At 71.8% G+C, this 26031-nt stretch carries 23 protein-coding genes and 1 pseudogene; 12 read left to right on the top strand and 12 right to left on the bottom strand.

Annotated elements, in window-relative coordinates:
- Positions 1-42: 42 nt before the first annotated feature.
- Both ADK67_RS01380 and ADK67_RS01375 read left to right on the top strand, forming a co-directional pair.
- A pseudogene (locus tag ADK67_RS01380) lies at positions 43-2125 on the top strand (PhoX family protein).
- Positions 2126-2371: 246 nt separating this feature from the next.
- A complete protein-coding gene (locus ADK67_RS01375) occupies positions 2372-3052 on the top strand; it encodes an SDR family oxidoreductase (RefSeq protein WP_053714481.1) in 681 nt (226 codons plus the stop codon).
- A 1-nt stretch (position 3053) separates the two neighbouring features.
- On the opposite strand, the gene ADK67_RS01370 is transcribed toward ADK67_RS01375, so the two are convergent.
- Entirely contained in the window at positions 3054-4355 is a 1302-nt protein-coding gene (locus ADK67_RS01370) for an amidohydrolase family protein (RefSeq protein WP_053714480.1), read from the bottom strand.
- 323 nt (positions 4356-4678) lie between these two features.
- Here ADK67_RS01370 and ADK67_RS01365 point away from each other — a divergent pair, with 323 nt between their 5' ends.
- Positions 4679-5401 (top strand): hypothetical protein, encoded by a 723-nt coding sequence (locus ADK67_RS01365; protein WP_157619839.1) that lies wholly within the window; start codon positions 4679-4681, stop codon positions 5399-5401.
- A gap of 54 nt (positions 5402-5455) precedes the next feature.
- Here ADK67_RS01365 and ADK67_RS01360 read toward each other — a convergent pair whose 3' ends face one another.
- From ADK67_RS01360 to ADK67_RS01345, 4 genes are all read right to left on the bottom strand, one after another.
- Entirely contained in the window at positions 5456-6616 is a 1161-nt protein-coding gene (locus ADK67_RS01360) for a sensor histidine kinase (RefSeq protein WP_053714478.1), read from the bottom strand.
- 287 nt (positions 6617-6903) lie between these two features.
- Positions 6904-8034 carry a nitric oxide synthase oxygenase gene (locus ADK67_RS01355; protein ID WP_269435968.1) on the bottom strand — a complete coding sequence of 377 codons (1131 nt, stop codon included), beginning with the start codon at positions 8032-8034 and terminating at the stop codon, positions 6904-6906.
- 146 nt (positions 8035-8180) lie between these two features.
- Positions 8181-8822, bottom strand: coding sequence for a tRNA (guanosine(46)-N7)-methyltransferase TrmB (gene trmB / locus ADK67_RS01350; protein WP_053714476.1), 642 nt, complete (start codon positions 8820-8822; stop codon positions 8181-8183).
- Between the two features lie 92 nt (positions 8823-8914).
- Positions 8915-9496, bottom strand: coding sequence for a hypothetical protein (locus ADK67_RS01345; protein ID WP_053714475.1), 582 nt, complete (start codon positions 9494-9496; stop codon positions 8915-8917).
- Positions 9497-9725: 229 nt separating this feature from the next.
- On the opposite strand from ADK67_RS01345, the gene ADK67_RS01340 reads away from it, so the two are divergent.
- Positions 9726-10928 (top strand): S8 family serine peptidase, encoded by a 1203-nt coding sequence (locus ADK67_RS01340; protein ID WP_053714474.1) that lies wholly within the window; start codon positions 9726-9728, stop codon positions 10926-10928.
- Between the two features lie 50 nt (positions 10929-10978).
- On the opposite strand, the gene ADK67_RS01335 is transcribed toward ADK67_RS01340, so the two are convergent.
- The 3 genes from ADK67_RS01335 to ADK67_RS01325 all read right to left on the bottom strand — a co-directional run bounded on the left by ADK67_RS01335 (position 10979) and on the right by ADK67_RS01325 (position 13719).
- Positions 10979-11887: an ABC transporter ATP-binding protein gene (locus ADK67_RS01335; protein ID WP_053714473.1), complete on the bottom strand. Its 909-nt coding sequence runs from the start codon at positions 11885-11887 to the stop codon at positions 10979-10981.
- 143 nt (positions 11888-12030) lie between these two features.
- Positions 12031-12792: an ABC transporter permease gene (locus ADK67_RS01330; protein WP_053714472.1), complete on the bottom strand. Its 762-nt coding sequence runs from the start codon at positions 12790-12792 to the stop codon at positions 12031-12033.
- A gap of 6 nt (positions 12793-12798) precedes the next feature.
- Positions 12799-13719: an ABC transporter ATP-binding protein gene (locus ADK67_RS01325; protein WP_053714471.1), complete on the bottom strand. Its 921-nt coding sequence runs from the start codon at positions 13717-13719 to the stop codon at positions 12799-12801.
- 213 nt (positions 13720-13932) lie between these two features.
- On the opposite strand from ADK67_RS01325, the gene ADK67_RS01320 reads away from it, so the two are divergent.
- From ADK67_RS01320 to ADK67_RS01310, 3 genes are all read left to right on the top strand, one after another.
- The gene (locus ADK67_RS01320; protein ID WP_053714470.1) at positions 13933-14376 is read left to right on the top strand and encodes a PPOX class F420-dependent oxidoreductase; all 444 of its coding nucleotides are present in this window, start codon (positions 13933-13935) and stop codon (positions 14374-14376) included.
- A 304-nt stretch (positions 14377-14680) separates the two neighbouring features.
- Entirely contained in the window at positions 14681-15493 is an 813-nt protein-coding gene (locus ADK67_RS01315) for a hypothetical protein (protein ID WP_053714469.1), read from the top strand.
- Positions 15494-15498: 5 nt separating this feature from the next.
- The gene (locus ADK67_RS01310; protein WP_157619838.1) at positions 15499-17247 is read left to right on the top strand and encodes a hypothetical protein; all 1749 of its coding nucleotides are present in this window, start codon (positions 15499-15501) and stop codon (positions 17245-17247) included.
- A gap of 54 nt (positions 17248-17301) precedes the next feature.
- On the opposite strand, the gene ADK67_RS01305 is transcribed toward ADK67_RS01310, so the two are convergent.
- Positions 17302-18096, bottom strand: coding sequence for an HAD family hydrolase (locus ADK67_RS01305; protein ID WP_053714467.1), 795 nt, complete (start codon positions 18094-18096; stop codon positions 17302-17304).
- 50 nt (positions 18097-18146) lie between these two features.
- Between ADK67_RS01305 and ADK67_RS01300 the strand changes: the two genes are divergently transcribed.
- Both ADK67_RS01300 and ADK67_RS01295 read left to right on the top strand, forming a co-directional pair.
- The gene (locus ADK67_RS01300) at positions 18147-18719 is read left to right on the top strand and encodes a TetR/AcrR family transcriptional regulator (RefSeq protein WP_053714466.1); all 573 of its coding nucleotides are present in this window, start codon (positions 18147-18149) and stop codon (positions 18717-18719) included.
- Positions 18719-19630, top strand: a complete 912-nt coding sequence (locus ADK67_RS01295; protein ID WP_053714465.1) for an SDR family oxidoreductase — start codon at positions 18719-18721, stop codon at positions 19628-19630. The genes ADK67_RS01300 and ADK67_RS01295 overlap by 1 nt, the downstream gene beginning before the upstream one ends.
- 23 nt (positions 19631-19653) lie before the next feature.
- On the opposite strand, the gene ADK67_RS01290 is transcribed toward ADK67_RS01295, so the two are convergent.
- From ADK67_RS01290 to ADK67_RS01280, 3 genes are all read right to left on the bottom strand, one after another.
- Complete coding sequence (locus ADK67_RS01290; protein ID WP_053714464.1) at positions 19654-20310, bottom strand: response regulator; 657 nt, start codon at positions 20308-20310, stop codon at positions 19654-19656.
- A gap of 33 nt (positions 20311-20343) precedes the next feature.
- On the bottom strand, positions 20344-21507 hold the full coding sequence (locus ADK67_RS01285; RefSeq protein ID WP_053714680.1) for a sensor histidine kinase: 1164 nt from the start codon (positions 21505-21507) through the stop codon (positions 20344-20346).
- A gap of 109 nt (positions 21508-21616) precedes the next feature.
- Complete coding sequence (locus tag ADK67_RS01280) at positions 21617-22105, bottom strand: hypothetical protein (protein ID WP_063797463.1); 489 nt, start codon at positions 22103-22105, stop codon at positions 21617-21619.
- 86 nt (positions 22106-22191) lie between these two features.
- Here ADK67_RS01280 and ADK67_RS01275 point away from each other — a divergent pair, with 86 nt between their 5' ends.
- From ADK67_RS01275 to ADK67_RS01265, 3 genes are read left to right on the top strand one after another with little or no spacing between them, the layout of a single operon-like run.
- Positions 22192-23709, top strand: a complete 1518-nt coding sequence (locus ADK67_RS01275) for a dynamin family protein (RefSeq protein ID WP_053714462.1) — start codon at positions 22192-22194, stop codon at positions 23707-23709.
- Complete coding sequence (gene grpE / locus ADK67_RS01270; RefSeq protein ID WP_053714461.1) at positions 23706-24083, top strand: nucleotide exchange factor GrpE; 378 nt, start codon at positions 23706-23708, stop codon at positions 24081-24083. The genes ADK67_RS01275 and grpE overlap by 4 nt, the downstream gene beginning before the upstream one ends.
- Positions 24080-25897: a dynamin family protein gene (locus tag ADK67_RS01265; RefSeq protein ID WP_053714460.1), complete on the top strand. Its 1818-nt coding sequence runs from the start codon at positions 24080-24082 to the stop codon at positions 25895-25897. Before grpE ends, ADK67_RS01265 begins: the two co-directional genes overlap by 4 nt.
- Positions 25898-26031: the final 134 nt, after the last annotated feature.

The following is a 26031-nucleotide window of genomic DNA, read 5'->3' as shown; positions in this document are numbered from 1 at the left end:
TTACGGTCGCCCGGTTCCCACTGAGCGATCTCGGAGGTCCGTGTGTCCTCATCCACCGATCGGGGGCGGCGCCTGCTGCCCCTGCTGCCCAACCACCCCCTCGGGCGTTCGGCGATCACCTGCAAGTACCGCTGCGGCGACGCGTGCGCGCACGAGGCGCCCAACACGTCCGACAACGCCTACTTCGGTGACGTCGTCGGCGAGGTCGTGCGTCGGCGCGGCCTGCTGAAGGCGGGCGCGGTGCTCGCCGTCGCGGGCGCGGGTGTCGGGCTGGTCGGTGCCGGCAGCGCCGCCGCGAAGCCCGAGGTCGAGGTCGACGCCGACCTGGGCGGCGGCCGTCGCCGTGACGGCCTCAACTTCGCCGCCGTCGCGCCCAACACCGAGGACCGCGTCGTCACGCCCGAGGGCTACGAGCAGGGCGTCGTGCTGCGCTGGGGCGACCCGGTGCTGCCCGGCGCGCCCGCGTTCGACTTCGACCGGCAGACCCCGGCGGCGCAGGCGAAGCAGTTCGGCTACAACTGCGACTTCGTCGGCCTGGTCCCGGTCGGCAGGCACGACCAGTGGGTGCTCGTGGCGAACCACGAGTACACCTCCGAGGACTTCCTGTTCACGGACTGGGACGCGGACAACCCCACCCGCGAGCAGACCGAGATCGCCTGGGCCGCGCACGGCGCGTCGGTGGTGCTGGTCGAGCGCGACCGGCGCAGCGGCAAGCTGGTGCCCAAGCTGGACCGGCGCTACAACCGGCGGCTGACCGCGACCTCGGAGTTCAAGGTCACCGGCCCGGCGGCGGGCTCGAAGTACCTCAAGACCTCCGCCGACCCGACCCGGCACGAAGGTGTTGGGCACGCTCAACAACTGCGCCGGCGGCGTGACGCCGTGGGGCACGATCCTGTCCGGCGAGGAGAACTTCAACCAGTACTTCGCCAACGCGGACTCGATCACCGACCCGGTCGCCAAGGCGCGGCTGGCCCGCTACGGCCTGCGCGGCGCGGCGTCCGAGCGCAAGTGGGAGCGGTTCGACAAGCGGTTCGACGTGGCGCAGGAGCTCAACGAGACCAACCGGTTCGGCTGGGTCGTCGAGATCGACCCGCTCGACCCCGACTCGACGCCGGTCAAGCACACCGCGCTCGGCCGCTTCAAGCACGAGGGCGCGAACGTGATCGTCGCCCGTGACGGCCGCGTGGTCGCGTACATGGGCGACGACGAGCGCTTCGACTACATGTACAAGTTCGTGTCCGACGAACGGGTCAAGCCGGGCAACAGCAAGCACGCGCGCGAGCACAACAAGAAGCTGCTCGACAAGGGCACGCTGTACGTCGCCAAGTTCACCGGCGACAGCCCGGTCGCCGAGATCGACGGCTCCGGCAAGCTGCCCGCCGACGGCGCGTTCGACGGCACCGGCGAGTGGATCCCGCTGGCCGCGGGCGACCGCTCGTTCGTGCCCGGCTTCACCGCCGAGGAGGTCTACGTCTTCACGCGGCTCGCGGCGGACGCCGTCGGCCCGACCAAGATGGACCGTCCCGAGGACGTCGAGCCGAACCCGCGCAACCGCCGGGTGTATGCGGCGCTGACCAACAACACCGACCGCGGCAAGGCGGGCAAGGAAGGCGCGACCGAGCCGAACCCGCGCCCCAACAACCGGCACGGGCACGTGCTGGAGCTGGAGGAGCGCCGCGGCGACAACACCGCCACGTCGTTCTCGTGGAAGCTGATGCTGGTGTGCGGCGACCCGACGTCGGCCGACACGTACTTCGGCGGTTACGACAAGACCCAGGTCTCGCCGATCTCGTGCCCGGACAACGTGGCGTTCGACGCGCAGGGCAACCTGTGGATCTCCACCGACGGCAACGCGCTGAAGTCCAACGACGGCCTGTTCGCGGTGCCGGTCGAGGGCCCGTACCGCGGCCGGGTGAAGCAGTTCCTGACCGTGCCGAAGGGCGCCGAGACGTGCGGCCCGGTCATCGAGGACGACTTCGTGCTCGTGGCCGTGCAGCACCCCGGTGAGATCGACGGCGCGTCGGCAGGCAACCCGCTGTCGCACTGGCCGGACGGCGGCACCTCCCAGCCCCGCCCGTCCGTGGTCGCGGTGTGGAAGAAGGACAAGGGCCGCATCTGCGGCTGACCCCGAGGTGGAGGGCTCGCGCCCAGCGCCGAGCCCTCCACACCTCGAGAGTCCTACGCCCAGCCCTCGAGAGTCCTACGTTCACGGAGCCTGAATTCAACGCTCACGACGAGCGGCAGAACGCCGAGTGTTGAATTCACCGGTCCTGGAGGTAGGACTCTCGCGCGCTGAACGTAGGACTCTCGCGACGTGGAGGTAGGACTCTCGCGGCGCGAACGTAGGACTCTCGCGGTTTAGGGTGCTGGTATGAGTCGACCCGTTGCCCTGATCACCGGCGCGTCGCGCGGCATCGGCGCGGCCGTCGCGCGTGTCCTCGCGCCGACGCACGACCTGCTGCTCGGCGGTCGGGACGAGAGCGCGTTGGCGGAGCTGGCCGGGTCGCTGGAGTCCGCCCGACCGTGGCCGGTCGAGCTGACCGACGCCGACGCCCTGGCCGACGCCACCGCCGGCCTCACCCGCCTGGACGTCCTGGTGCACAGCGCGGGCATCGCCGAACTCGGCCCGCTCGCCGAGGCGACGGCGGACGTCTGGCGCCGCACCCTCGAGGTCAACGTGGTCGCCGTCGCCGAACTCACCCGGCTGACGCTCCCCCTGCTGCGCGCCGCCCGCGGCCACGTGGTGCTGATCAACTCCGGCGCCGGCCTGCGCGCCAACCCCGGCTGGGGCGTCTACGCGGCGAGCAAGTTCGCCCTGCGCGCGTTCGGTGACGCCCTGCGCGCCGAAGAAGAAGACCTCCGCGTCACGTCCGTCCACCCCGGACGCGTCGACACCGACATGCAGCGCGGTGTCCGCGAGCAGGAGAGCGGCGACTACCAGCCGCACCTCTACCTGCACGCGGACTCGGTGGCACAGGCCGTCGCCACCGCCGTGCACGCGGGCGACGACGCCCACTTCACCGAGGTCGTCGTCCGCCCGCGCCCCCGCTGACCTACCGCAGCCGCGCCGCCACCTCGCGCACGCCCGCCTGCGCCTCACGCCGGTCCACGTTCGTCGTCTCGCCGTCGGCCACGACCTGCTTGCCCGCCACCCACACGTCCTTGACCCGCCGCGTGCCCGAAGCCCACACGAGGTTCGCCAGCACCTGCTCGTCCGGCGCGTCCAACCCCGTGGCGAACGCCGGGTCGTCCACGTCCACGTGCACCACGTCGCCCCACCGGCCGGGTTCCAACGCGCCGAGGTCGTCACGGCCCAACGCCGCCGCACCGCCGCGCGTGGCCAGCAGCAACGCGTCCGCCGCACGCATCGCCATCGCGTCACCCGACGTCACGCGCGCCAGCAACGCCGCCAACCTGGCCTCCTCGAACAGGTCCAGGTCGTCGTTGGACGCCGGCCCGTCCGTGCCCAGCCCGACGGCGACGCCCGCGTCGAGGTACGACCGCAGCGGCGCGATGCCGGACGCCAGCTTGGTGTTCGAGCCGGGGCAGTGCGCGATGCCGACCCCGTGCCTGGCGTAGATCGCCACGTCCTCCGGCGACAGGTGCACGGAGTGCGCCGACAGCACCCGCCCGCCCAACACGCCCGCCTGCTCCAGCAAACGCGGGACGGACCCGTGCGACGCCCGCTGCGCCACGTCCTCCTCCGCCGACTCGGCCACGTGCACCTGCACCAGCGCGCTGCGGTCGCGCGCCTCGCCGGCGATCTCGCCGAGCGCCTCGGGCGTCAGGATGTACGCCGAGTGCGGCCCGTAGCTCAGCTCGACCCGTTCGTCCGGCCCGAACCGCAGCCCGTCGGCGTCGATCCACCGGGTGATCTCGTCGGTCATCGGCCGCCACGGCAGGCCCGGCAGGTCCATGATCGCCGCACCGAACAGCACGCGCGACCCGGCCGCCAGCACCGCGTCCGCGAGCTGCTCGCCGTGGAAGTACATCTCCGCGCTGGTGGTCACGCCGTTGCGCAGCATCTCCACCGCGCCGAGCAGCATCCCGACCCGGATGTCGGCCGGCTTCATCTTCGCCTCGGCGGGCCACATCGCCTCACGCAGCCAGCGCAGCAGCGGCAGGTCGCCGCCCATGCCGCGCAGCAGCACCATCGGGCTGTGCGCGTGCGCGTTGACGAGACCGGGCAGCAGGATCCCGCTCAACCGGCGCACCTCGCCGGTGAACTCGGGCGCGTCGGCCTCCGCGCCGACGTGGGCGATCCGGCCGTCGACGACGTCGACCACGGCGTCGCGCAGGACGGTGCAGGCGGGATCGCAGGGCAGGACCACGGGGGCGTGCAGGCGCAGCGACATGCCCCGATCCTGCCGCACTCGATCGAGCGACACACAACGTGGCGGCGCACGCGTCACCCCGTAACCCGAACAGTGGGTTTGACCATCTGGGGCGGTGGTGATCCGCCGGATGGACGTAATCTCCGAAACGTTGGGAGAGGTGGTGGTCCCGCTGATCCGGCGAAGGAGTGACAGTGGCTCGTAACGGTGGAAGTGCTCAACCCGGCGAGCGTCGCGGCAGGGGGGAACCCGCGGCGGCGGTCCTGCGATCGGAGGCTGACTTCTCCGAGCCGGACCTCTCCCGGGAGCGCCGATGGCTCGCGCTGTTCCTGTTGGTGCACTTGGTGGACGACAACGGTCGGATGAGCACCGCGTACCGGCGGGTGCTCCGGCGTGCGGCGCGAACACCCGGGCACTGGGCGCACGGCCGGTCGCTCGGCGCGGTCCGGGCCGAGGTGTCGCGCTGGATCGGCGTGCAGGCGCGGCCCGACAGCGTGCCGCCGTGGGAGCGGATCGCCGGCCTGGTCCACGCCGCCGTGCACCCGACGCTCGCGCCGGACGTGCTGGCGACCGCCCGCTACCTGCACGGTCTCGTCGTCGGCGTGGAGACCGACGACCCGCGCCCGCGCTGGCTGGACGCGTCGGTCGACAACATCACCACGGCGATGATCGGCGGCCCGGAGTGGGCGCGCGAACACGGCCTGGCCGCACCCGACGACCTCGCGGACGACACCACCGCCGATGCCGCGGCCGACGGGCAAGCGATGTCGGCCACGGAGTCGAGCGCGTACGAGATGCTGTGGACGGTGGTCCGGGTGCACCGCGACGCGGAGGCGCGGATCGCGGAGCTTGAGCACCAGGTCCGTCAGCTGCACGAGGAGAACGCGAGGCTCTCCGGCGACGTGACCACGTGGTTGGGCGACTACCGGCCGACGATCCCCGACCAGGACCGCGGTCCCCGCCGCCGTCCCGTCGTCGACCGCCACCTCGCCGCGGAGGACCCGGGACGGTCCTTCACCTACCCGCTGCCCGCCGAACTGCCCGCGTCACACCCGACCGCGGGCTGACGGCGGCGGCCGCGGCGCCGGTTCGGCGCGGAGGACCCGCGTGGCCCCGGCGGGTCACCGCGTCACGGGCAGGGCGGCGCGCACTTCCCAACCGCCGCCCGCCCGCGCGCCCGCGCTGAACCGGCCGCCCAGCAGCTCGACCCGTTCCCTCATGCCCACCAACCCGTAGCCACCGGACCCGCCGACCGGCGCCGTCTTCTGCGCCCGTCCGTCGTCGGACACCAGCACGTGCACCACACCGTCCGAAACGGACACCGAGACGTCCACTGAGGACACGCCCTCGGCGTGCTTGCGCGCGTTGGTCAGCGACTCCTGCACCAACCGCAGCACCGAGCGCCCCAACGACGGCGGCACGGACACCGGCAGGTCGACGTGCAGCCGCACGGGCTGGCCGGACCGCTCCACCACGCCCCGCACGTCGTCGGCCAGGTCGCTGGACGCGGTGGGCGCGTCGGCCTCGGTGCCGCGCAGCGTGCCCACCAGGCGGCGCATCTCGGTCAACGCCTCGTTGCCGCTGCGCACGATGATCGGCAACGCCTCCTGCGCCGCCGCCGGCACGGCCTGCGCCGCCTGCGCGTGCACGACCATCCCGGTCACGTAGTGCGCGATCACGTCGTGCAGCTCGCGGGCCAGCGCCATCCGCTCGGCGTGCTGCGCCGCGGCGACCTCGGCCTGCACGGCGGTGGCGCGTTCCCGGTCGCGGGCGCGGAAGTACAGCCCGGTGCCGATCGACAGCGCCAGCAGCACCCCGCCGAACACCGTCTGCGGCCAGAACCCGGGCCCGCTGTAGCCGTCCGGCCAGTACGGCGACCGGTACTCCGGCCGCACGACGGCGGCGATCGCCGACACCGCGACGAGCAGCACCACCCCGGCCACCACCCGCGCCGGCGGCACGTGCCGCACCACCACCGCGACGATCGCCATCAGCGCCGCCACCTCGGCCACGACCAGGCCGCCGATCATCGGTGAGATGGGCGCGACGCCCACCACCCGCAGCATCAGGGAGCTCGCCACCACCGCGGTCGCCGCGGTCAGCGCCGCGTCGAACGGGCGCCGGGGCGCGAGCACGGCCAGCGCGCACACCACGACCGCGCCGGGGACGTGCCACCAGCCCACGTCACCGAGGAACTCACCGCCGACGAGGAAGAGCAGTGCGCAGGCCAGCGGCCACTGGCGGCGGAGCAGGGACCGCCACCCGAGCTGAGTGCTCTCCACGGGACCTCACCGTAGGTGGTCGCGGCTCAGGGCGCGTCCGACCCCGGTCGGGCGGCCCGTCAGCCGCAAGGCTGACCCGAACGCCTGGTCAACCACACCAGTGGCCGATGTCGGATGACGAATCGCGGGGTGACTCTTGAGTGGTGAGTCGGGGAACGGGAGGAACACCATGTTCGGAGTGGTCGCTACTTGGGCGGGCGCGGTGCTCGGCCTGCTGGTGCTGGTCCTGATGGCGTTGGCCGGCGTGTTGATCGATTCCCAGCGCTGATCCGGGGTGTTCTCCCGGCTCAGTCGCCGAAACCCGCCACGCGTCGGCGGAGCAGTTCGGCGAGGCGTCCGGGTGACTGCGGCTGGGTCGTTTCCACGGGGGCGGGGGCGAAGCGGGCGGGGCCGCCGGCGCGGGCGCGGCGGGCCGCCGACGGGTCGAGTCGGAACGCGGGCCGGTTGCCGGAGTGGCGTTGCCGCGAGCGCAGCCACGACAGCCGGTGCCGCGACTCGGCGTGGTGGTCGGTGATGGTGACGGCGTCGCGGTCGAAGGAGTGCAGCACGGCCCGGTTCAGCTCGACCACCGCGCGGTCGCGCCACAGCGAGCGCTCGGTGGTCGTGTCCAGGCCGAGTGCCTCGGCGACGGACCGGGCGACGCCGCAGGCGTTCTCGTCGGCGAGGCTCCTGGCGCCGATCTCGGAGCCGACGAACCACGAGTTGAACGGCGCGGCGGGGTAGGTGACGCCGCCGATGGTCAGCCGCATGTTGCTGATCACGGGCACCGCGTGCCAGCGCAGGCCGAGCTGCCCGAACCAGGGCAGGTCGGGGTGTTCGAGGGCCACCTCGTGCACCACGTCCGGCGGCACGGTGAACAGCCGCACGCCCTCGTGCGCGGTCTCCACCACCAGCGGCAGCAGGTCGAAGCGGCCGGGCGGCGAGGGCGGCTGCCAGCCCAGGCCCCGCACGGCGTCGGTGAACCCGCGGTAGCGCAGGTCGCCCGTGCCGTCGCCGTGGCCCGCGTACCGGATCAGCTGCTCGTTCCAGACGCACGGTCCCGGCGCGGTGGGCGTGTCCGGCGCGAACACCGTGACCAGCGGGCGGATCTCGCCGCCGTTGGTGGCCAGGCGCAGGTGCTCGACGCACTCGCCGGCCACGGCGGCGGCGTTGCGGACGCCGCGCAGGTCGCGGACCTTGAGCCGGCGCCACGGCACGCCGCTGGTGCACCAGCCGGAGTCGCGCAGCGCGATCCGCGCGCCGTAGGCCAGCTCGTGGGTGGTGTGCCGGTAGGTGCCGGTCTCGGCGATCTCGGCGCGCACCTCGCCGAGGCGGGGTCCGACGGGTCCGGCTTCGGGGTGGGCGATGTGGAACATGCGGAGGAAGCCCTCCGCCGCGTCCACGTCGAACGTTATCGGTTCGTTGTCAACTACGGTCACGGGCGGCAACCGTAGTTGCGGATCGGTGTCACGCGTCACTGCCAGACGGGGCACATCGGGTGATCGACAAACTCCACCCGATCCGGTGACGAATCCACCCGCAGTCGCCGCTATCGGTCGCCGAGGACCGTGACTTCATGCCACGGTCAGGTGAGCTCGACCCGCTCGAACATCAGGTCGTGGCTGATCCGGTCCTCCTCGACCGCCCGCTGCTCGAACTTCGTCACGGGCCGCCACTCCGGCCGCGGCGCCCACCCGTCGAACCGGTTGCGCAGCAGCGGCTCGGCCGAGCACACCCGGAGCATCTGCTCGGCGTACTCCTCCCAGTCCGTCGCCAGGTGCAGCGTGCCGCCCGGCCGCAGGCGCGACGCCACGAGCTGCACGAACTCCGGCTGCACGAGCCGGCGCTTGTGGTGCTTCTTCTTCGGCCACGGGTCGGGGAAGTAGATCCGCACCTCGGCGAGCGAGCCGGGCTCCACGTGCTCGGTGAGCAGGTCGACCGCGTCACCGCGCAGGACCCGCAGGTTGGTCACGTCGAGCGCCTCGGCGCGCAGCAGCAGCTGCGCCAGGCCGGGCTTGTAGACCTCGACGGCCACGTAGTTGACGTCGGGCGCGGCGGCGACCAGCTGCGAGGTGGTCTCACCCATCCCGGAACCGATCTCCAGCACGACGGGCGCCTCGCGCCCGAACCACTCGTCGAAGCGCACGGGACCGGCCGGGAGCGCCTTGACCTCGTGGCCCAAGCGCTCCCAGTGGCGGTCCCATGCGCGCTGCTGCCCCACGGTCATCCGTTCGCCGCGTTGGACATAGCTGACGACGGAACGGTGGTGCGGCGGTCGCTGGTGGCTGGACGTCACGGGCGTACAGCCTAGGTGGTGCGCTAGGCGATGTTCTCCAGGTCCTCGATCTGCTCGCGCAGCTCGGCGGGGGTGAACTCGATGGGTTGGCGCTGACCGGGGCCCCGGTGCGCGGGGAGCAGGTCGACGAAACCGGGGTGCCGGTCGGTGAACTGCACGGTGGTCGGCTCGGCGGGGCCGTAGACGCCGCTCTCGGACGGCACGAACTCCCAGTAGCCGACCTCGCCCTCGGTCGCCCACGGGACGAACACCCAACCCGGCCGACTGCCCAGCAGCCGGGTCACCTCGTCCTCCAGGGCGAACGCCGCCGCGCGCGAGGCGATCCGGCCCCGGTCGAGGGCCCTGAGCCACCACGGTGCGGGTGCGTCGGGGCCTACCGCGCGGAACAGGGCGAGCACTTGCTGTTCGTCGGCCCGGTGGATCCAGGCTCGACGCGTCTGTGCGGGTGAGTCGGCGACACCGACCCCTCCCGCGGCTTCGATCGCGTGCGACCATTCCAACGCCAACATCGGTTCGACGCGAAGGGCGTGGTCGCGTTGCCGTGGCAGCTCATTGGACCCGGTTGCCGAGTGGTCGGCGTTCAGGTCCGGATCAAGCACCGTCACGGGTTCACCTCCGGGGGGTTCCTTGACGGGGGGTATCCGAATTCGCGTGCGGGCAGGCGCCTGCCTCACGATTCGCGCTTTCCATCTGACCGGGTTCAGAAGCGCTTGTCATGGGGCTGTGCCGGAGTTCACGACGTCTTAACGAACGCCTTACTCCGCTTGCCGGAATCCAGAACTGTGAAACATGATTGACCTGGAATATCTGTGATCCCGAACACAGGGGGAATTGGTGACGGGGAGAGCGGTGGTCGCCGCGATCTTGATCGCGGTGGTCGTGCCGGGCGTTGCCCGCGCGCAGACGATCGAGGAGCAGCAGTGGCACCTCACCGCCTTGGAGGTGTCCGCGGCGCACGCCACCACACGGGGTGACGGGGTGGTCGTCGCGGTGGTCGACTCGGGCGTCGACGACACCCGCCCGGACCTCGCGGGCGCGCTGCTGCCGGGCACCGGGTTCGGCTCCGCGAGCGGCACGGACGGCACCGAGGACAACGACGGCCACGGCACCGCGATGGCGACGTTGATCGCCGGGCGGGCGGTGGACGGCGGCGCGCTCGGCGTGGCGCCCGGCGCGATGATCCTGCCGATCTCGGTCGGCGCGGACGGCGACAAGTTCACCACCGCGTCCGTCGCCGAGGGCGTGACCTGGGCCGTCGACCACGGCGCCGAGGTCATCAACCTGTCCCTGACCTCGCTCGCGACGCTCACCCCCGACCTGCTGCGGGCGGTCAACTACGCGTTCGACAACGACGCCGTGGTGGTCGCGGGCACCGGCAACGACGGCGACGAGCACGTGGGCGCGCCCGCCAACATCAAGGGCGTGATCGCGGTCTCCGGCACGATCGAGGGCAACGGGCCGTGGCCGGAGTCCAACACCGGTCCGGAGACCGTGCTGGCCGCGCCCGCGCAGCGCATCGTCACCGCCGTGCCGGTGAAGGTCGTGGACACCGGCTACGCCGAGGTGGACGGCACGAGCGCGGCGACGGCGCTGGTCTCGGGCGCGGCGGCGCTGGTGCGCGCCCGCTACCCCGAGATGGACGCGGGCAACGTGGTGAACCGGCTCATCGCCACCGCCACCGACCTGCTCGCGCCCGGCCGGGACAACGTCACCGGGTTCGGCCAGGTCGACCCGGTCGCCGCGCTGACCGCGGACGTGCCGCCGGTGGAGCGCAACCCGCTGGCGCCGCCACCGCGCGAGTCCTCGGCCGAACCGCCGCCGCCGACGTCGGACGAGGCCTTGGCCGTGCGGCCGACCGACCCGGACGGCGGCACCAGGCTGATGGTGGCGTTCGGCGGGTTGACCGCGGTCGGGATCGTGGTGGCGGCGGTGGGCCTGCTGCTGGCCCGGCGCAGTCGGGTCCGGCGCGCGCCCGCGCCGGTCGTCACCGAAATCCCGCCGCCGTCCGACGACTTCTGGCGCAACGACCGGTTCTGACCCGCCGCGCGGTCGGCGAATCGTTTCCCGGCGCCGGAGGGGAGAACCGGTCAGTCGGCCGCGTGGTATTCCACGGATTCCTTCGTGAGTTGCATGAAGGCCTCCTCGAGGGAACCGAGTTGCGGGCTCAACTCGTGCAACGTGATGCCGTTGGCCGCGGCCAACTCGCCGATGAACGACGGTTCCACGCCGTGCACGACGAGCGCGCCGTCCGACGCCGCGGCGTCCGCGATGCGGGCCCGTCCGGCCAGCAGTTCGCGCAGCCGGTCGAGCTGCGGCGAGCGGACCCGCACGGTGTCCTCGGTGGCGTCCTTGATGAACTGCTCGGTGCTCGTCTGCGAGATGAGCTTGCCGCGCCCGATCACGATCAGGTCCTGCGCGGTCTGGGCCATCTCCGACAGCAGGTGGCTCGACACGAACACGGTGCGGCCCTCGTCGGCGAGCCGGTGCATGAACTGGCGGATCCAGAGGATGCCCTCCGGGTCCAGGCCGTTGACCGGCTCGTCGAACATCAGCACCTCGGGGTCGCCGAGCAGCGCGCCCGCGATGCCGAGGCGCTGGGACATGCCCAGGGAGAACCCGCCCGCCCGGCGCTTGGCGACCTGGGTGAGGCCGACGATGTCCAACACCTCGTCCACGCGCCGGCTCGGGATCCGGTTGGACTTGGCCAGCCACTGCAGGTGCGCCCGCGCGGAGCGGTTGGGGTGCACCCACTTGGCGTCCAGCAGCGCGCCGACCACGCGCAGCGGGTCGTGCAGCGACCGGTAGTCCCGGCCCTTCACGGTGACCTTGCCGCGGGTGGGGCTGTCGAGGCCGAGGATCATCCGCATGGTGGTGGACTTGCCCGCGCCGTTGGGTCCGAGGAAGCCGGTGACCCGGCCCGGCTGCACGCTGAACGACAGGTCGTCCACGGCCACGGTCTTGCCGTAGTGCTTGGTGAGGCCGGTCGCTTCGATCATGACATCTCCCGTCCGATCACACGCTGGTGGCGGAACCTGAAGCAGAAGAGCCCGGGCCACCCCCCGAAGGTGACCCGAGCTCCCCCTTTCCCCCGGCTGCCCGGCCGCCTGCCCCCGAATGCCTGCGGCGCGGGCGTGCCCGTCTACGCGTCGCGCCGCTTCACCACGACGAGCGAGATGATGTAGATCGCCAGCGCGATGCCGGCGAAGTACGCGAACGAACCCCACGGGCTCAGCTCGCCGATCGCGGGCGGGCCGGCGCCGTCCGGGATACCGCTCGGGTCCGGGTCGCCCAGGATGAACTTCTGGGCCACCAGGAACGGCATCCAGTTCTGGATGTCGTCGCCGATGTTCGGGATGAGGCCGACCACGTTCTCCAGCACGAGCGCGAACACCAGGATGATCGACACGGCGCCCGCGGTCTGCCGCACCAGCGCGCCGATGCCCAGGGCGAGCAGCGCGCCCGCGCCGAAGACGAGGCCGACGCCGGCGACGTGCCGCCAGTCGTTGCCGGAGCTGAGCGCGAGCTGCGAGGTGTCGTCCGCGAGCAGCCAGCTCAGGCCCCACGACCCGAACGAGGCGGCCAGGCCGACCAGGGCGGACAGCAGTACCACGACGACGGCCTTGGCGATCATCGGCGACGTGCGGTCCGGAGCGGCCTGGAACGTCGACTTGATGGTGCCGAAGCGGTACTCGGTGGTGACCGCCAGCGCGGCCATCACCATGATCACGTAAAGCCCGAACGTGTGGGTGAACACCGCGCCCATCACGGGCATCGGCGAACCGTCCCAGTTGGCCGCGATGATCGCGGTCAGGCCGACGGTCAACCCGAGCGCCAGCAGCATGCACCACCAGGGCGAGCGGGTGGAGAAGAGCTTGATCCGTTCAACGGCGAGCAGAGTCATCGGTGGTCACTTCCCCGTCTCGGCGAGTTCGGCGTGGTACTCGACAGAATCGCCGGTGAGCTGCATGAATGCTTGTTCGAGCGAACCGCGTTGCGGGCTCAGCTCGTGCAGCACCACGCCGCTGCCCGCCGCGATGTCACCGATCTCGTCACTGAGGGCACCCGACACGGTGAGCGAACCGTCGGAGTCCTCACGGACGGTGAAGCCCTTGTCGATGAGCATCGCACCCAGCTTGTCCGCGTGCGGGCTGCGCACCCGGACGGTGTTCTCGGTAGACCGCTCGACGAACTCGGTGGTGCTGGACTGCGAGATGAGCTTGCCGCGCCCGATGACCACGAGGTCCTGGGCGGTCAGCGCCATCTCCGACAGCAGGTGGCTCGAGACCAGCACGGTCCGGCCCTCGGTGGCCAGGCCCTGCATGAACTTGCGGATCCAGAGGATGCCCTCCGGGTCGAGGCCGTTGACCGGCTCGTCGAACAGCAACACCTTCGGGTCACCCAGCAGGGCGCCCGCGATGCCGAGCCGCTGGGACATGCCGAGGGAGAAGCCGCCCGCGCGGCGCTTGGCGACCTTGGTCAGGCCGACCATGTCCAGCACCTCGTCGACCCGGCGGTCGGGCAGGCCGTTGGACTTGGCCAGCCACTGCAGGTGCGCCCGCGCGGAGCGGTTGGGGTGCACCCACTTGGCGTCCAGCAGCGCGCCGACGGTCCGCAGCGGGCGGTCGAGCTGCGCGTACGGCTTGCCGCCGATCAGCACCTGGCCCGCGCTCGGCCGGTCGAGGCCGAGGATCATGCGCATGGTGGTGGACTTGCCCGCGCCGTTGGGACCGAGGAACCCGGTGACCCGACCGGGCTGGACGGTGAAGGACAGGTTGTCCACCGCCACCGTCTTCCCGTAGCGCTTGGTGAGGCCGACAGCCTCGATCATGGTTTCTCCCCTGGACGACACATCCCCCGGACTACGTTGAACCTTGCCTGGTCCACCGGGTCGCGCACATCGGCCTGTAGTTGACTCGTCCGTGCGACTTCAGTCTTATCGTGGTAGCTACCTCGGTCGTAGTAATCCGTGTTCACCCTGAGTTGTCCCCTAGGCGTTCACCGGGTCGTTCTCAGGGATGGGATGGCCCTACGGTGTTCGGTCATGGCTCACACCGACGCACCCGAGGGCTGGTGGCGCGAGTTCGTGTCGGCCCTGCCCGCCCGGACCGGCAAGCTGGCGATCGTCCGCGCGGACGGGTCGCCGCACGTCACACCCGTCTGGGTGGACCTCGACGGCGGCACGCTCGTGTTCACCACGAACGTGGGGTCGATCAAGGGCAGGGCGATCCGGCGCGACGGCCGGGTGTCGGTCTGCCTGGACGACGAACGGCCGCCGTTCGCCTTCGTCACCGTGTCCGGGCGCGCCGAGGTCGACGACGACCCGGAGCAGGTGCGCTACTGGGCGGGCCGCATCGGCGCCCGGTACATGGGCGCGCGGCGGGCGAACGAGTTCGCCGAGCTCAACGGCGGGCCGGGCGAGGTGGTCGTCCGCATCCGCGACGCCGTGGTCGTCGCCAAGACCGAGGTGGCGCCGCCCGCGCCCTAGCGGCCGTGCCGCGGTGTCCGGGCCGCAGGCGTCCGACCTGCGCCGATCGTGCCGTCCGGGTGTCCGGGACTGTCCCGTACACCCGAACCCGTTGCCCCGCGGTCACCGGGACGGCTTGCCTGGCTCCCATCCCCGCCGCCATCTCCCAGGGTCGTTCGCGCGCCCGGTGGCGGTGGGAGGAGGGAAGCCCGGACACATGTCACGGAAATCGGTACCGGCGCCACGGCGAAGGCCTGCCACGCCACCGACCGACCCACCGGGGGCGCGGGTCTCGCCGCGCGGCCGCTGGCTCGGGATCGCACTCATGTTCACGTCGGCCGCCGCGGTGGCCGCCGTCGCGTACATCGTCGGTTCCTCGCACGGCGCCGACGCGGCCCGCGTCTCCTTCGAGACCGCGACCTCGTCGCCCGCCGCGGTCGAGGTGCCGCCGTCGGACGAGGACTTCCCCACGATCACCGAGGACGACCTGGCGCCGTCCGAGCCGACGGAGCCGACGCCGCCCGCCGACGAGCCCGCGGAGGTCCCGGCGGACGTGCCGGTCGAGGCCCCGGTCGAGTACGCGCCCGTCGTGGTCGAGGCGCCCGCCGAGCCCGCGTACGCGCCGTTGGTCGACAGCGCCGAGGTGGCCGAACTCGTGGCCGTCACGGTCGCGGACGCGGTCGCCGACCTGGACGCCGAGGTGGCCGCCCTGCGGGCGGTCGTGCCGGACGTCGTGGCCGATGTCGTGCCGGACGTCGCCGTGCCGGAGGCGGTGGAGGAGACCGTCGCGGACGTCACCGCCCTCGCCGACCGCTCCGCCGAGCCGGTCGAGGCGCTGTTCGCTCCGCCGGCCGTCGAGTCCCCTGCCGTCGAGTCCCCTGCCGTCGAGTCGCCGGTCGTCGAGTCGCCGGTCGTCGAGTCCCCGGTCGTCGAGTCCCCGGTCGCCGAGTCGTTCGGCACCAGGGTGTTGGAGAGCGGGCCGCCGGAGGGCGAGCCGTATGCGCCGGCCACGCCGGACTTCGAACACTTCTACGCGGGCGAGCACGAGATCACCTGGTCGGGTGACCACGGGGCGTTGGTGTCCGGGGTCGGCGCCGACGAGGTCGAGATCGCGCCCGCCTTCTCCGGCGGGTGGTGAGCGGCATGTCGGACCACACCGAAGTGGCGGACGTGGCACGGTCGCCGTGGCCGGACCGCGTCCGGCGCGGCCTGGCCGGGCTGGTGGCCGCGGCGGTCGCCGGCGGCGTGATGCTGTCGGGACCGGTCGCGATGGCCGCGCCCCCTCCGCCTCCGTCGTCGTCCGCCGATGCCGGCGGGGACGCGGACAAACCCGACCACCGCAAGCCCAAGGAGTACACGGGCAAGCACCGCGAACCGGGTCGGCCGAGCGTCTGGCCGCCGGTGTTCGGCAAGCCCGGCAAGCACCGCGATGCCGGGATCTTCGAAACGCCGCACGTGGCCAAGCACATCAAGCGCGGCCCCGTGACGCAGACGCTCGTCACGGCCAAGAACAAGGTCACCGGGAAGACCGTCTCGGTCTGGCTCGAGCTCGACAGCAGGATGAGCAAGTCCGAGCGCAACGAGATCATCCGGTGCGTCTTCAAGTGCCTCGGCAAGAAGTACTTCGGGGGCGAGGAAGCGAACCTGGCGGAGATCTCGGGCAAGACCTACGCCCAAGCCGCGTTCGAGTGCGCCGCGACCTGCCTGGACGAGTGGCGCAAGCGCAAGGCGAAGAAGGACAAGGACGGCGACGACGGCGACGACACCGGCGGCACGCCGGCCAAGCAGGATCCGAAGAAGCCGCTGGGACCGTCGTCCGGCGTCACCAAGACGCCCGACGGCACGTCGCCGTCGACCAAGACGCCGGTCAAGACGCCCGTCAAGACCGGGTCGCTGCCGGTGGTCGGCCCCAAGGTGCGCGTGCCGACCGGTGTGCGCGGTGGCCGCAGCGGCATGGTCGGTGACATCTACGGCGGCGTGATGACCCAGGTCGTCGTCGGCGACATGGCGCGGCGGCAGGAGGAGTGGTACCAGAAAGCGCTGAAGGACCCCAAGCTGCGCGATCGGATGATCGACGACTACCTGGCCGGCAAGAAGCTCAACCCGTTCCAGAAGATGGTGCGCCCGCAGCAGGAGTTCTCGCACAACACCGCGCTCATGCTCGGCGAGAGGCTGATCGCGCACCGGAACGCCCTCACCACCGCGAAGAAGGTGGCGGACAAGTCCAACTCCGATCCGCTGTACCAGCAGGCTCGGCGTGAGTGCGGCGGTTACGACACGTGCGTGACGGATCGCGTGAAGAAGTTGCGTGACAAGAACGCGAAGGACATCGCGAAGGCGGACAAGAACGCCAGGAAGTCCAACGCGGATCCGCTGTACCAGCAGGCTCGGCGTGAGTGCGGCGGTTACGACACGTGTGTGATGGATCGCGTGAAGAAGTTGCGTGACAAGAACGCGAAGGACATCGCGAAGGCGGACAAGAACGCCAGGAAGTCCAACGCGGATCCGCTGTACCAGCAAGCCCGGCGCGAGTGCGGGGGCTACGACACGTGCGTGATGGACCGCGTGAAGAAGCTCCGGGCGGCCAAGGCGGCGGCCAAGCCGGTGAAGACGCCGACCAAGCCCGAGAAGGTCACGACGAAGAAGCAGACCGTCGAGCCGAAGAAGCCCGTCGAGACCAAGAAGGTCACGAAGAAGCCGACCGAGAAGAAGATCGACCCGGCGGTGGCGAAGAAGCAGTACGAGGCCGCCTCGAAGGTCTGCGGCGGCTACGACACCTGCGTCAAGGACCGGCTCGCCAAGGTGCGCGGCACCGGCACGAAGGCCGAGACCGTGCCCAAGAAGCAGGAGCCGAAGAAGGCGAAGGAGCCGAAGAAGAAGACCAAGAAGTAGTGGTCTGAGCACGCTGTCCTGGCGGCGGGCCGGCCCGCCGCCAGGGCACCGCGGTTACGCGGCGAAGTACCGGTCCAGCACGGCCGCGGCGCCGTCGTCGAAGATCGTGCCAGTGACCGCGTCCGCGACCTCTCGCACGGCGACGGGCGCCTGTCCCATCGCGACGCCGTGCGCGGCCCACCGCAGCATCTCGACGTCGTTGGAGCCGTCGCCGATGGCCAGCGTGTCCCGCTCGGGCACGCCGAGCTTGGACCGCAGGTCCTCCAGCGCCGCGCCCTTGGTCACGCCGGGAGGCGACAACGTCAGCCACGGCTCGTTGTGGTCGCACGACGCCGTCACGCCGGGCAGCTCGACGTCGAGCATCCGCAGCGCCAGCTCCTCCGGCGTGCGGCCGACCCAGCGCATGACCAGCCGGGACGTCGGCGTGGCCGCCAGCTCGCCGTACGACACCTCGCGCACCTCGCCCCACAGGTCGCCGTCCGGGAACCGGCCGAACGCCAGGTTCCCCACCCCGGTCAGCTCCACCGCGAACACCGCGTCGGGCAGCAGGGCGCGCAGGCGCTCGACCGACGGCCCGGGGTCGAACTCGACCTTCCGGATCACCTCGCGGGTGGTCGTGTCCCACCAGACCGCGCCGTTGGAGCAGATGGCGGTGGTGTCGCGGAGGCCGAGGTCGTCGATGATCGGCCGGGTGCCGACGAGGCTGCGGCCGGTGGAGAGGACGACGTGCGCGCCGTGGTCGACGGCTCGTCCGATGGCCGCGCGCACGGCCGGTGCGACGTCCTCGCGACCCACGGGGGTGATGGTGCCGTCGATGTCCAGGGCGATGAGGCGTGGTCTCCAGGTCACTGGTGTCACCCTACTGGGCGACCATTACTGAACCATGGTTCAATAATGGCGTGGCACGACCGAAGACGATCACGGACGAACGGCTGCTGGCCGCGGCGGCGGAGGTGATCGGCCGCAAGGGGCCGGGGTTCACCGTCGCCGACGTGGCCGAGCGGGCGGGCGTCTCGGTGGGCACGGTGGCCGGCCGGTTCGGCTCGAAGAGCGGTCTGCTCCAGGCCCTGACCAGGCAGACCATGGACGAGAACGTGCGCCGGATGCACGAGGCCGCGGCCGCGGCGGACGACCCGGCGGACGGGCTGCGGGCGGCGTTGCTGACCTGGTTCGAGGGCGTGGTCGACCCGGCCGAGGCGCAGAACCACCTGGCCCAGCTCGGCGTCGACCTGATCGACCCGGAGCTGCGGGCGCTGCTCGCCGAGCTGTACGCGGCGACCGAGCGGACCGTGGTGGAACTCACCCGACCGGTGGACCTGCCGCGCGGCCCGTCACCGGAACGCGCGGCGAGGGTGCTCACCGGGTTGCTCTACGGCGTGTCGATGGACTGGTCCGTCCGGCCGCGCGGCGAGCTGGCCGACCGGCTGGCGCAAGACGTGGACGCGGTGCTGGACGCGTGGAAGGGGAGATGATGTCGGCGTTGGAGGGCAAGGTGGCGGCGGTCACGGGGGCGACGCGGGGCGCGGGACGTGCCATCGCGGTGGAGCTGGGCGCGGCCGGCGCGACGGTGTTCGTCGGCGGTCGGTCGACGCGCGAGCGGAAGTCGCCGATCGGCCGCGACGAGACGATCGAGGAGACCGCGGAGCTCGTCACGGCGGCGGGCGGCCGGGGCATCCCGGTGCGGTGCGACTTCACCGTCCCGGCGGACGTGGACGCGTTCCGCGCCCGCGTCGAGTCCGAGGCGGACGGCCGGTTGGACGTCCTGGTGGACGACGTGTGGGGCGGCGAGGCGGACACCGAGTTCAAGGTGTTCTGGGAGCAGGACCTGGACCGCCAGCTGCGGATGTGGCGCAACAGCATGGAGGCGCACTTCGTCACCCTGCACCGCCTGCTGCCGCTGCTGATCCGCCGGCCGGGCGGGTTGCTGGTCGAGGTGACCGACGGCGACAGCGACGACTTCTACAGCGAGTCGCTCGCCTACGACTCGGTGAAGGTCGCGATCCGGCGGATCGGCACGGTGATGGCGAAGGAGTTGGCGGCGTTCGGCGGCACGTCGGTCGCCGTCACGCCGGGTTTCCTGCGGTCGGAGCAGATGCTGGAGCACTTCGGCGTGACCGAGGCGAACTGGCGTGACGCGATCGTCAAGGAGCCGCACTACGCGATGTCGGAGACGCCGCGCTACGTCGGCCGCGGCGTGGCGGCGCTGGCCGCCGACCCGGACCGCCACCGGTTCACCGGCAAGGCGCTCGCCTCGTGGACCCTGATGCGCGAGTACGGCTTCACCGACGTCGACGGCTCGCGGCCGGACTGGGGCCGCTGGTACGAGGAGGTCTTCAAGGCGGGCGTCGACCCGACGACGGCGGACGTGTCGAAGTACCGGTAACGCCCGACAAGCGTCCGGCCCGGTCAGACGTCGCCGGGCCGGACGAGTCCCGTCTCGTACGCCAGCACCACGGCCTGCACGCGGTCGCGCAGCTCCAGCTTCGCCAGGATGCGCCCCACGTGCGTCTTCACGGTGGCCTCCGACAGGAACAGCTTCCGCGCGATCTCGGTGTTCGACAGCCCCTTGGCGATCAGCACCAGCACCTCGCGCTCCCGCTCGGTCAACGCCTCCAGCACCGCCGCGTCGCGCAGCTCGCCGCCGCCCTCGCCGAGGAACCGGCTCAGCAGCCGCTTGGTCACCGAAGGCGACACCACCGCGTCGCCGCTGGCCACCGCGCGCAACGCCGACACCAGGTCGCCCGGCGGCGTGTCCTTCAGCAGGAAACCGGACGCGCCGTTGCGCAACGCCGACAACGCGTACTCGTCCAGGTCGAACGTGGTCATCACGAGCACCTTCGCGGTGCCCGCCTCGGCGATCCGCTTGGTCGCCTCGACCCCGTCGAGCACGGGCATGCGCACGTCCATCAGCACCACGTCCGGCCGCAGCCGTTCGGCGAGCTGCACGGCGTCGAGCCCGTTGGCCGCCTCACCGACCACGTCGACGTCCTCTTGCGCGCCGAGCACCATCCGGAAGCCCATGCGCATGAGCTCCTGGTCGTCCACGAGCAGTACCCGGATCACGAAGTCACCTTTCCAGCCGGACAGACCGGCACCCTACGACGGGACCAGCGGCAGCACGGCCCGGACCCGCCACCCGCCGCCGGGGTTGGGGCCCGCCTCCAACGTGCCGCCGAGCACGCCGGCGCGCTCGCGCATGCCGATCAGGCCGTTGCCGCCGGACACGGCGACCAGGTCGTGCGGCGTGCCGAACCCGTCGTCGGCCACCTCCACCTCCACCTGATCACCCGCCTGGGTGACGCGGACCACGGCCGAGGCGCCCGCGCCCGCGTGCTTCAACGTGTTCGTCAGCGCCTCCTGCACGATCCGGTAGACGCCGAGACCCAGGCCCGCGGGCAGCGCGGACAGGTCGCCCAGCGTCTCCAGCCGGACGGGCAGCCCGGCGGCCCGGCAGTTCTCGGCCAGTTCGTGCAGGTCGCCCGCGTCCGGCTGGGGCACCCACTGCGTGCCGGACTGGTCCTCCGACCGCAGCACGCCCAGCAGCCGCCGCAGCTCGGTCAACGCCTGCCGCCCGGTCTCGGCGATGGTCCGCACGGCGGCTTCGGCCAGGTCCGGGTTGGTCTTGATCGCGTAGCTCGCGCCGTCGGCCTGCACCACCATCACGCTCACCGCGTGCGCGACCACGTCGTGCAGCTCGCGCGCGATCCGCGACCGCTCCTCGCCGACCGCGATCCGCGCCTGCTGGTCGCGTTCGGTCTCCAGCAGCTTGAGCCGCTGCTCCAGCTCCCGGTTGTAGGCGCGGCGGGCGCCGACGAACTCGCCCATCGCCCAGCTGAACCCGAACACCACCGCGATCACGAACACCATGAACGCGGCCTCGACCCCCGCTCCCATGGGCCACAACGCCCACACGAACGTGCCGATGGCCAGCCAGATCGCGTACAGCAGGCCCTGCCGCCTGCCGACGTACGCGACGATCGTGTACAGCGCGATCGCCAGCGAGAAGTCCGCGAACCGGATCGGCAGCCCGGTGGAGAGGTCGCCGTGGGTGAGCAGTTGGACGGCCCCGCCGAACAGGATCACGTAGGACGAGCCGAGCGGGTACTGCCGGCGGAACACCACCGGCACGATCATCAGCGCGCCGACGAACAGCAACGTGGAGGGCGCCACGCCCGCTTGGTTCGCGGCCAGCACGCCGAGCTCGAACACGAGCAGCAACCCGGCCATCAGGGAATCCCCGAAGACCGGGTGCGCTCGCATCCACAGGCTCAGCCGCCGCACGTGACCAGGTTAGATACCGGTTAGAGCGCCGCGCGTCGCGCCACGGGTTGACGCTCGCCTAGTCCCACAGGCGGATGAACGTCCGCGCCTACCTGGTGGTCTTGATCTGCGTCGGGTCGATCTTGTCCTCGACCGCCTCCGCCACCCGCGGCGCGGGCGCGCCGTGCACGGGTTCGACGCGCGTCTGCGGCGGCACGGTCCGCTGCTGCTCGTACTGGCGGTGCTCCTCGGCCATCTCGTCGGCCAGCTGCTGCTGGAGCTGCCGGTCGCGGATGCGGCCCAGGATCATCATGGTCACCGCGTGCACCAGCGCCAGGATCAGGAGCATGACGCCGAGCTTCACCACGACGTCCTTGACCGGGTCGCCGGTGTTCACCGTGATGATCGACACGATGGCCAGCATCCCGAGCACCACGAGGTGGAACAGCACGGTCGCCAGGCGGGTCATCGACTTGGCCGCTTCCGGGTCCCCGTACGCCCGGCTCATGTACCCCTTGCCGCTGCGGTAGATGAGTTGGCCGTCGATCAGCACCAGCACCACGCCGAGCAGCAGGAACACCGCATATCCCTGTTCCATGGGCGACCTCCCTCGTCGGTCGCGGAAATACCCCGGTCGCCGAGTTCGCAAACCGCGCGTCACCCCGACGTGGCACGATCTCCGGCGTGACGACGCAGGCCAAGCAGCTCGCCGGTCCGCTCTCGGCGGCGGTCGCGAACCTCTGCGTCGGCCTGCGTCCGCAGGTCTCCCCGGCGACCGCGGCGGGGCTGGGCGAGGTGCTGCGGCGGCTGTCCGCGCCCTTGCAGGTCGCCGTCGCGGGCCGGATCAAGTCCGGCAAGTCGACGTTGGTCAACGCCTTGATCGGCCGGCGGGTCGCGCCGACGGACGTCGGTGAGTGCACCCGGCTGGTGACCCGCTTCCAGTACGGCACGGTGGACCGGATCGAGGTGGTGTTCGCCGACGGCCGCAAGCAGGTGCTGCCGTTCGAGTCGAACGGCTCGATCCCGCCGGACCTCGGCGTGGACATCGAGCGGGTGTCGCACATCGAGGCGTACCTCACCAACGCGGTGCTGCGGGACCTGACCGTGATCGACACACCCGGCCTCGGCTCGCTCGACGCCGCGTCGGTCGCCCGCACGGAGGCGTTGCTCGGCGGCGAGCTGGACCCGGTGTCGCGCAACGCGGTGGCCGGCGCGGAGGCGGTGCTGTACGTGGTCACGCAGGGCGTGCGCGCGGACGACCAGCAGGCGCTGGCCGCGTTCACCGCCGCGACTGCGAGCCGCGAGGCGGGCCCGGTCAACGCGATCGCGGTGCTCAACAAGGCCGACACGATCGCCGCCGAGACCGTGGAGGGCGCGAACGGCGACACGTGGCAGGCGGCGGTGCTGCTCGCCGAACGGCAGGCGCTCACCCTCAAGCCGCGGGTCGCGGACGTGCTGCCGGTGATCGGCCTGGTCGCCGAGTCGACCGAGACCGGCGGCTTCACCTCGGCCGACGCGGACGCGCTGCGCAAGCTGGCCGAACTGGACGACGCCACCCGCGAGACCATGCTGATCTCGGCCGACCTGTTCGTGAGCTGGGAGTGCGACGTGCCGGTCGGCACCCGCACCCGGCTGCTGGAGAAGCTCGACCTCTACGGCGTCCGCAAGGCGCTCGAAGCGGTGGACGCGGAGCCGGGCATCACCGCGGGCGCGCTGCGCCGCAAGCTCCTCGACGCCTCCGGGCTGGACGGCGTGCGGGCCAAGCTGAACGCGGTGTTCCGCTCGCGGGCCGACGGCATCAAGGCCGCCGCGGCGCTGGCGTCGGTGACGTCGCTGGCCGCCGCCTCCGGCGACCCGAACGAGCGGCAGCGCGTGCACGACGCGATCGAGGTGCTGCTGGCCAAGCCCGAGGCGCACCAGCTGCGGCTGCTGGAGGCGTTGACGCTGGTCGCGTCCGGCGCCGTGGCGATGCCGAACGACCTGGTGGAAGAGGTGCTGCGGTTCGGCAGCTCGCCGGACCTCGCCGAGCAGCTCGGCCTGCGCGGCAGACCGCCGCAGGAGCTCCTGGCCTACGCGCTGGAACGGGCGGGCTGGTGGCGCTCCTTCGCGTCGTTCGGCGCCACGCCCGCGCAGAGCCGGGTGGCGCACGTGGTGCACCGGGCCTATTTCCTGATCTGGCAACAACTGCGGGGACGGCGATGAGCGGAACGGAACAGGGCGGCACGGCGTCCGACCACGCTGTGGAGACGACGCTGGAGACGACCATCGCCGACGAGCTGCTGGACCAGGCGTTGGCCGAGCGGCGCGCGTTGGTGCAGCTGTGCCTGTACGCGCTCGACCGCGCCCGCAGCGCCGGGGTGGTGGAACGGCTCGAAGAGGGCCTGGCGGCGATCGGCGTGACCGCGGTGCGGCCCGACGGCGAGCGGTTCGACCCGTCGCGGCACGAGGCGGGCGGCACCGTGCCGACACCGGACGCGTCGCTGGACGGCGTGGTGGCGGAGACCGAGGTGGTCGGCTTCGCCGATCGCGGCCGGACGCTGCGCGCGCCCATCGTCACCGTCTACACCGCGCGATGAGCAGCCTGCCGCAGACGGTCCGGCAGACCAGGGAGAAGCTCACCAACCTGGTCCGCGCGCTCGACCCGTCGGCCGCGTCGTTCGTGGAGACCCGCCGGGCCGGCCCGGCGTCGGTGGTGGTCGTCGGCGAGACGAACCGGGGCAAGAGCTCGCTGGTCAACGCCCTGCTGGCGACGCCGAACCTGTCACCGGTGGACGCCGAGGTGGCCACCGCGACGTACCTGGTGTTCCGGCACGGCGAGGAGTGGTCGGCCCGCGCCTGCTACGCCGGGTCGATGTCGCCGGTGCCGTTCGAGCGGTCCGAGATCGTGAACTGGGTGTCGGCGGCGCACGAGCTGCCCGAGGGCATGCTGCCGCCCCGGTACGTCGAGGTCGAGGCGCCCATCCCGCTGCTGGAACGGCTGTCCGTGGTGGACACCCCCGGTGTCGGCGGGCTCGACTCCGTGCACGGCGAGCTGGCCGCCGAAGCCGCCGCGACGGCGACCGCGCTGCTGTTCGTGGTCGACGCCTCGGCCCCGTTCACGCGCGGTGAGCTGGACTTCCTCCGCACGGTCGGCGAACGGGTCGAGACCGTGGTGTTCGCGTTGACCAAGGTCGACCAGTACCGGGGCTGGCGGCAGGTGCTGGAGGCCGACCAGGCGTTGCTGGCCGAGCACGCGCCGAGGTTCCGCGGCGCGGTGTTCCACCCGGTGTCGTCGCGGATGTTCGAGCTGGCGGCCAAGGCGCCGAACCCGGACGCGGGGGCGATGCTGCGCGAGCGGTCCGGGATCGGGGCGTTGCAGGAGGCGTTGCAGGAGCTGGTGGTCGGCCGGGCGGCGATGCTCGGCGAGGCCAACGGGCTGCGCGCGCTGGCGACCGTGCTGGACGAGCTGATCGCGCGCAACGAGGCGGACAAGCGCGCGCTGTCGTCGGGCGAGGAGGAGGCCGAGACGCTGCGCGGGCGGCGTGACGAGCTGAACTCGCAGCGCCGTTCGTCGACGCGGAGCTGGCAGGTGCGGCTGCGCGGCGAGGTGCAGCGGGCGCGGGTGGAGGGCGCGCACGAGGTCAGCCGCCAGATGCGGGACGTGCAGACGTGGTTCCGCACGGCGATCGACTCGGCCGACCGGGAGCGGCTGGCGGCGTTGCCGCAGGAGGTCGACACGGCGTTGCAGGTGGTGTCGGGGCGGATCAGCGCCGGGTTGGGCGTGCGGCTGTCCCGCGTGGCCGACTCGGCGTTGGCCGACCTGTTCTCGCCCGAGGAGCTGGCCGTGATCCGGAGTCAGTTCGCGCGCGGCGTGACGCCGCCGGTCGTGCTGCGGCCCCCGGAGAAGCGCGCGCCGACTGCGGAAGACAAGCTGCTGGTGTTCATGGGCGTGTCCGGCGGGTTGGGCGCGGGCCGGCTGGCCGCGTTGCCGCTGGCCGGGCTCGGGGTGGCGGCGCTGAACCCGATCGTGCTGCCGGTGACCATCGCCCTCGGTCTCGGCGCGGGCTGGTGGATGGCGCGGACCAGGAAGCACTCGGCCGACAAGCAGCACCTCAAGCAGTGGCTGTCGGACGCGATCGCGGACGCGCGGTCCACCGTGGACCAGCTGGTCGCGGAGCAGCTGATCGAGGCCGAGCAGCAGCTGTCGCTGGCGTTGGACGACGCCCTCGGCAAGCGGGTCGACGCGATCGAGGCGGAACTGCGCGAGGTCGACAAGGCGTTGCGGATGGAAGCCGGCGAACGGACCCGCGCGTTGCAGACCGTGACGCGTCGACTGGCCGAGCTCACCGCGGGCCGGACGAAGGTCGACGAACTGCTGGCCCGCATCCGCGCGGTGCGCGACCGCGTTTGAGTAAATGGCGAACCCTGATTAACGAGCCATTTTAAGAATAGATGCGGCCTGTCACCTGAACGGACTAAGATCGACAACGTTTGCGCAGGTGACAGGCTCGTTGTGGGCGCAATTTAACGTGGTGTTGCCTAGTT

It is taken from the genome of Saccharothrix sp. NRRL B-16348, from assembly GCF_001280085.1.
GTDB lineage: Bacteria > Actinomycetota > Actinomycetes > Mycobacteriales > Pseudonocardiaceae > Actinosynnema.
The sequence above is the reverse complement of the archived record's forward strand: the minus strand, read 5'-3'. Positions and strand labels throughout refer to the sequence as shown.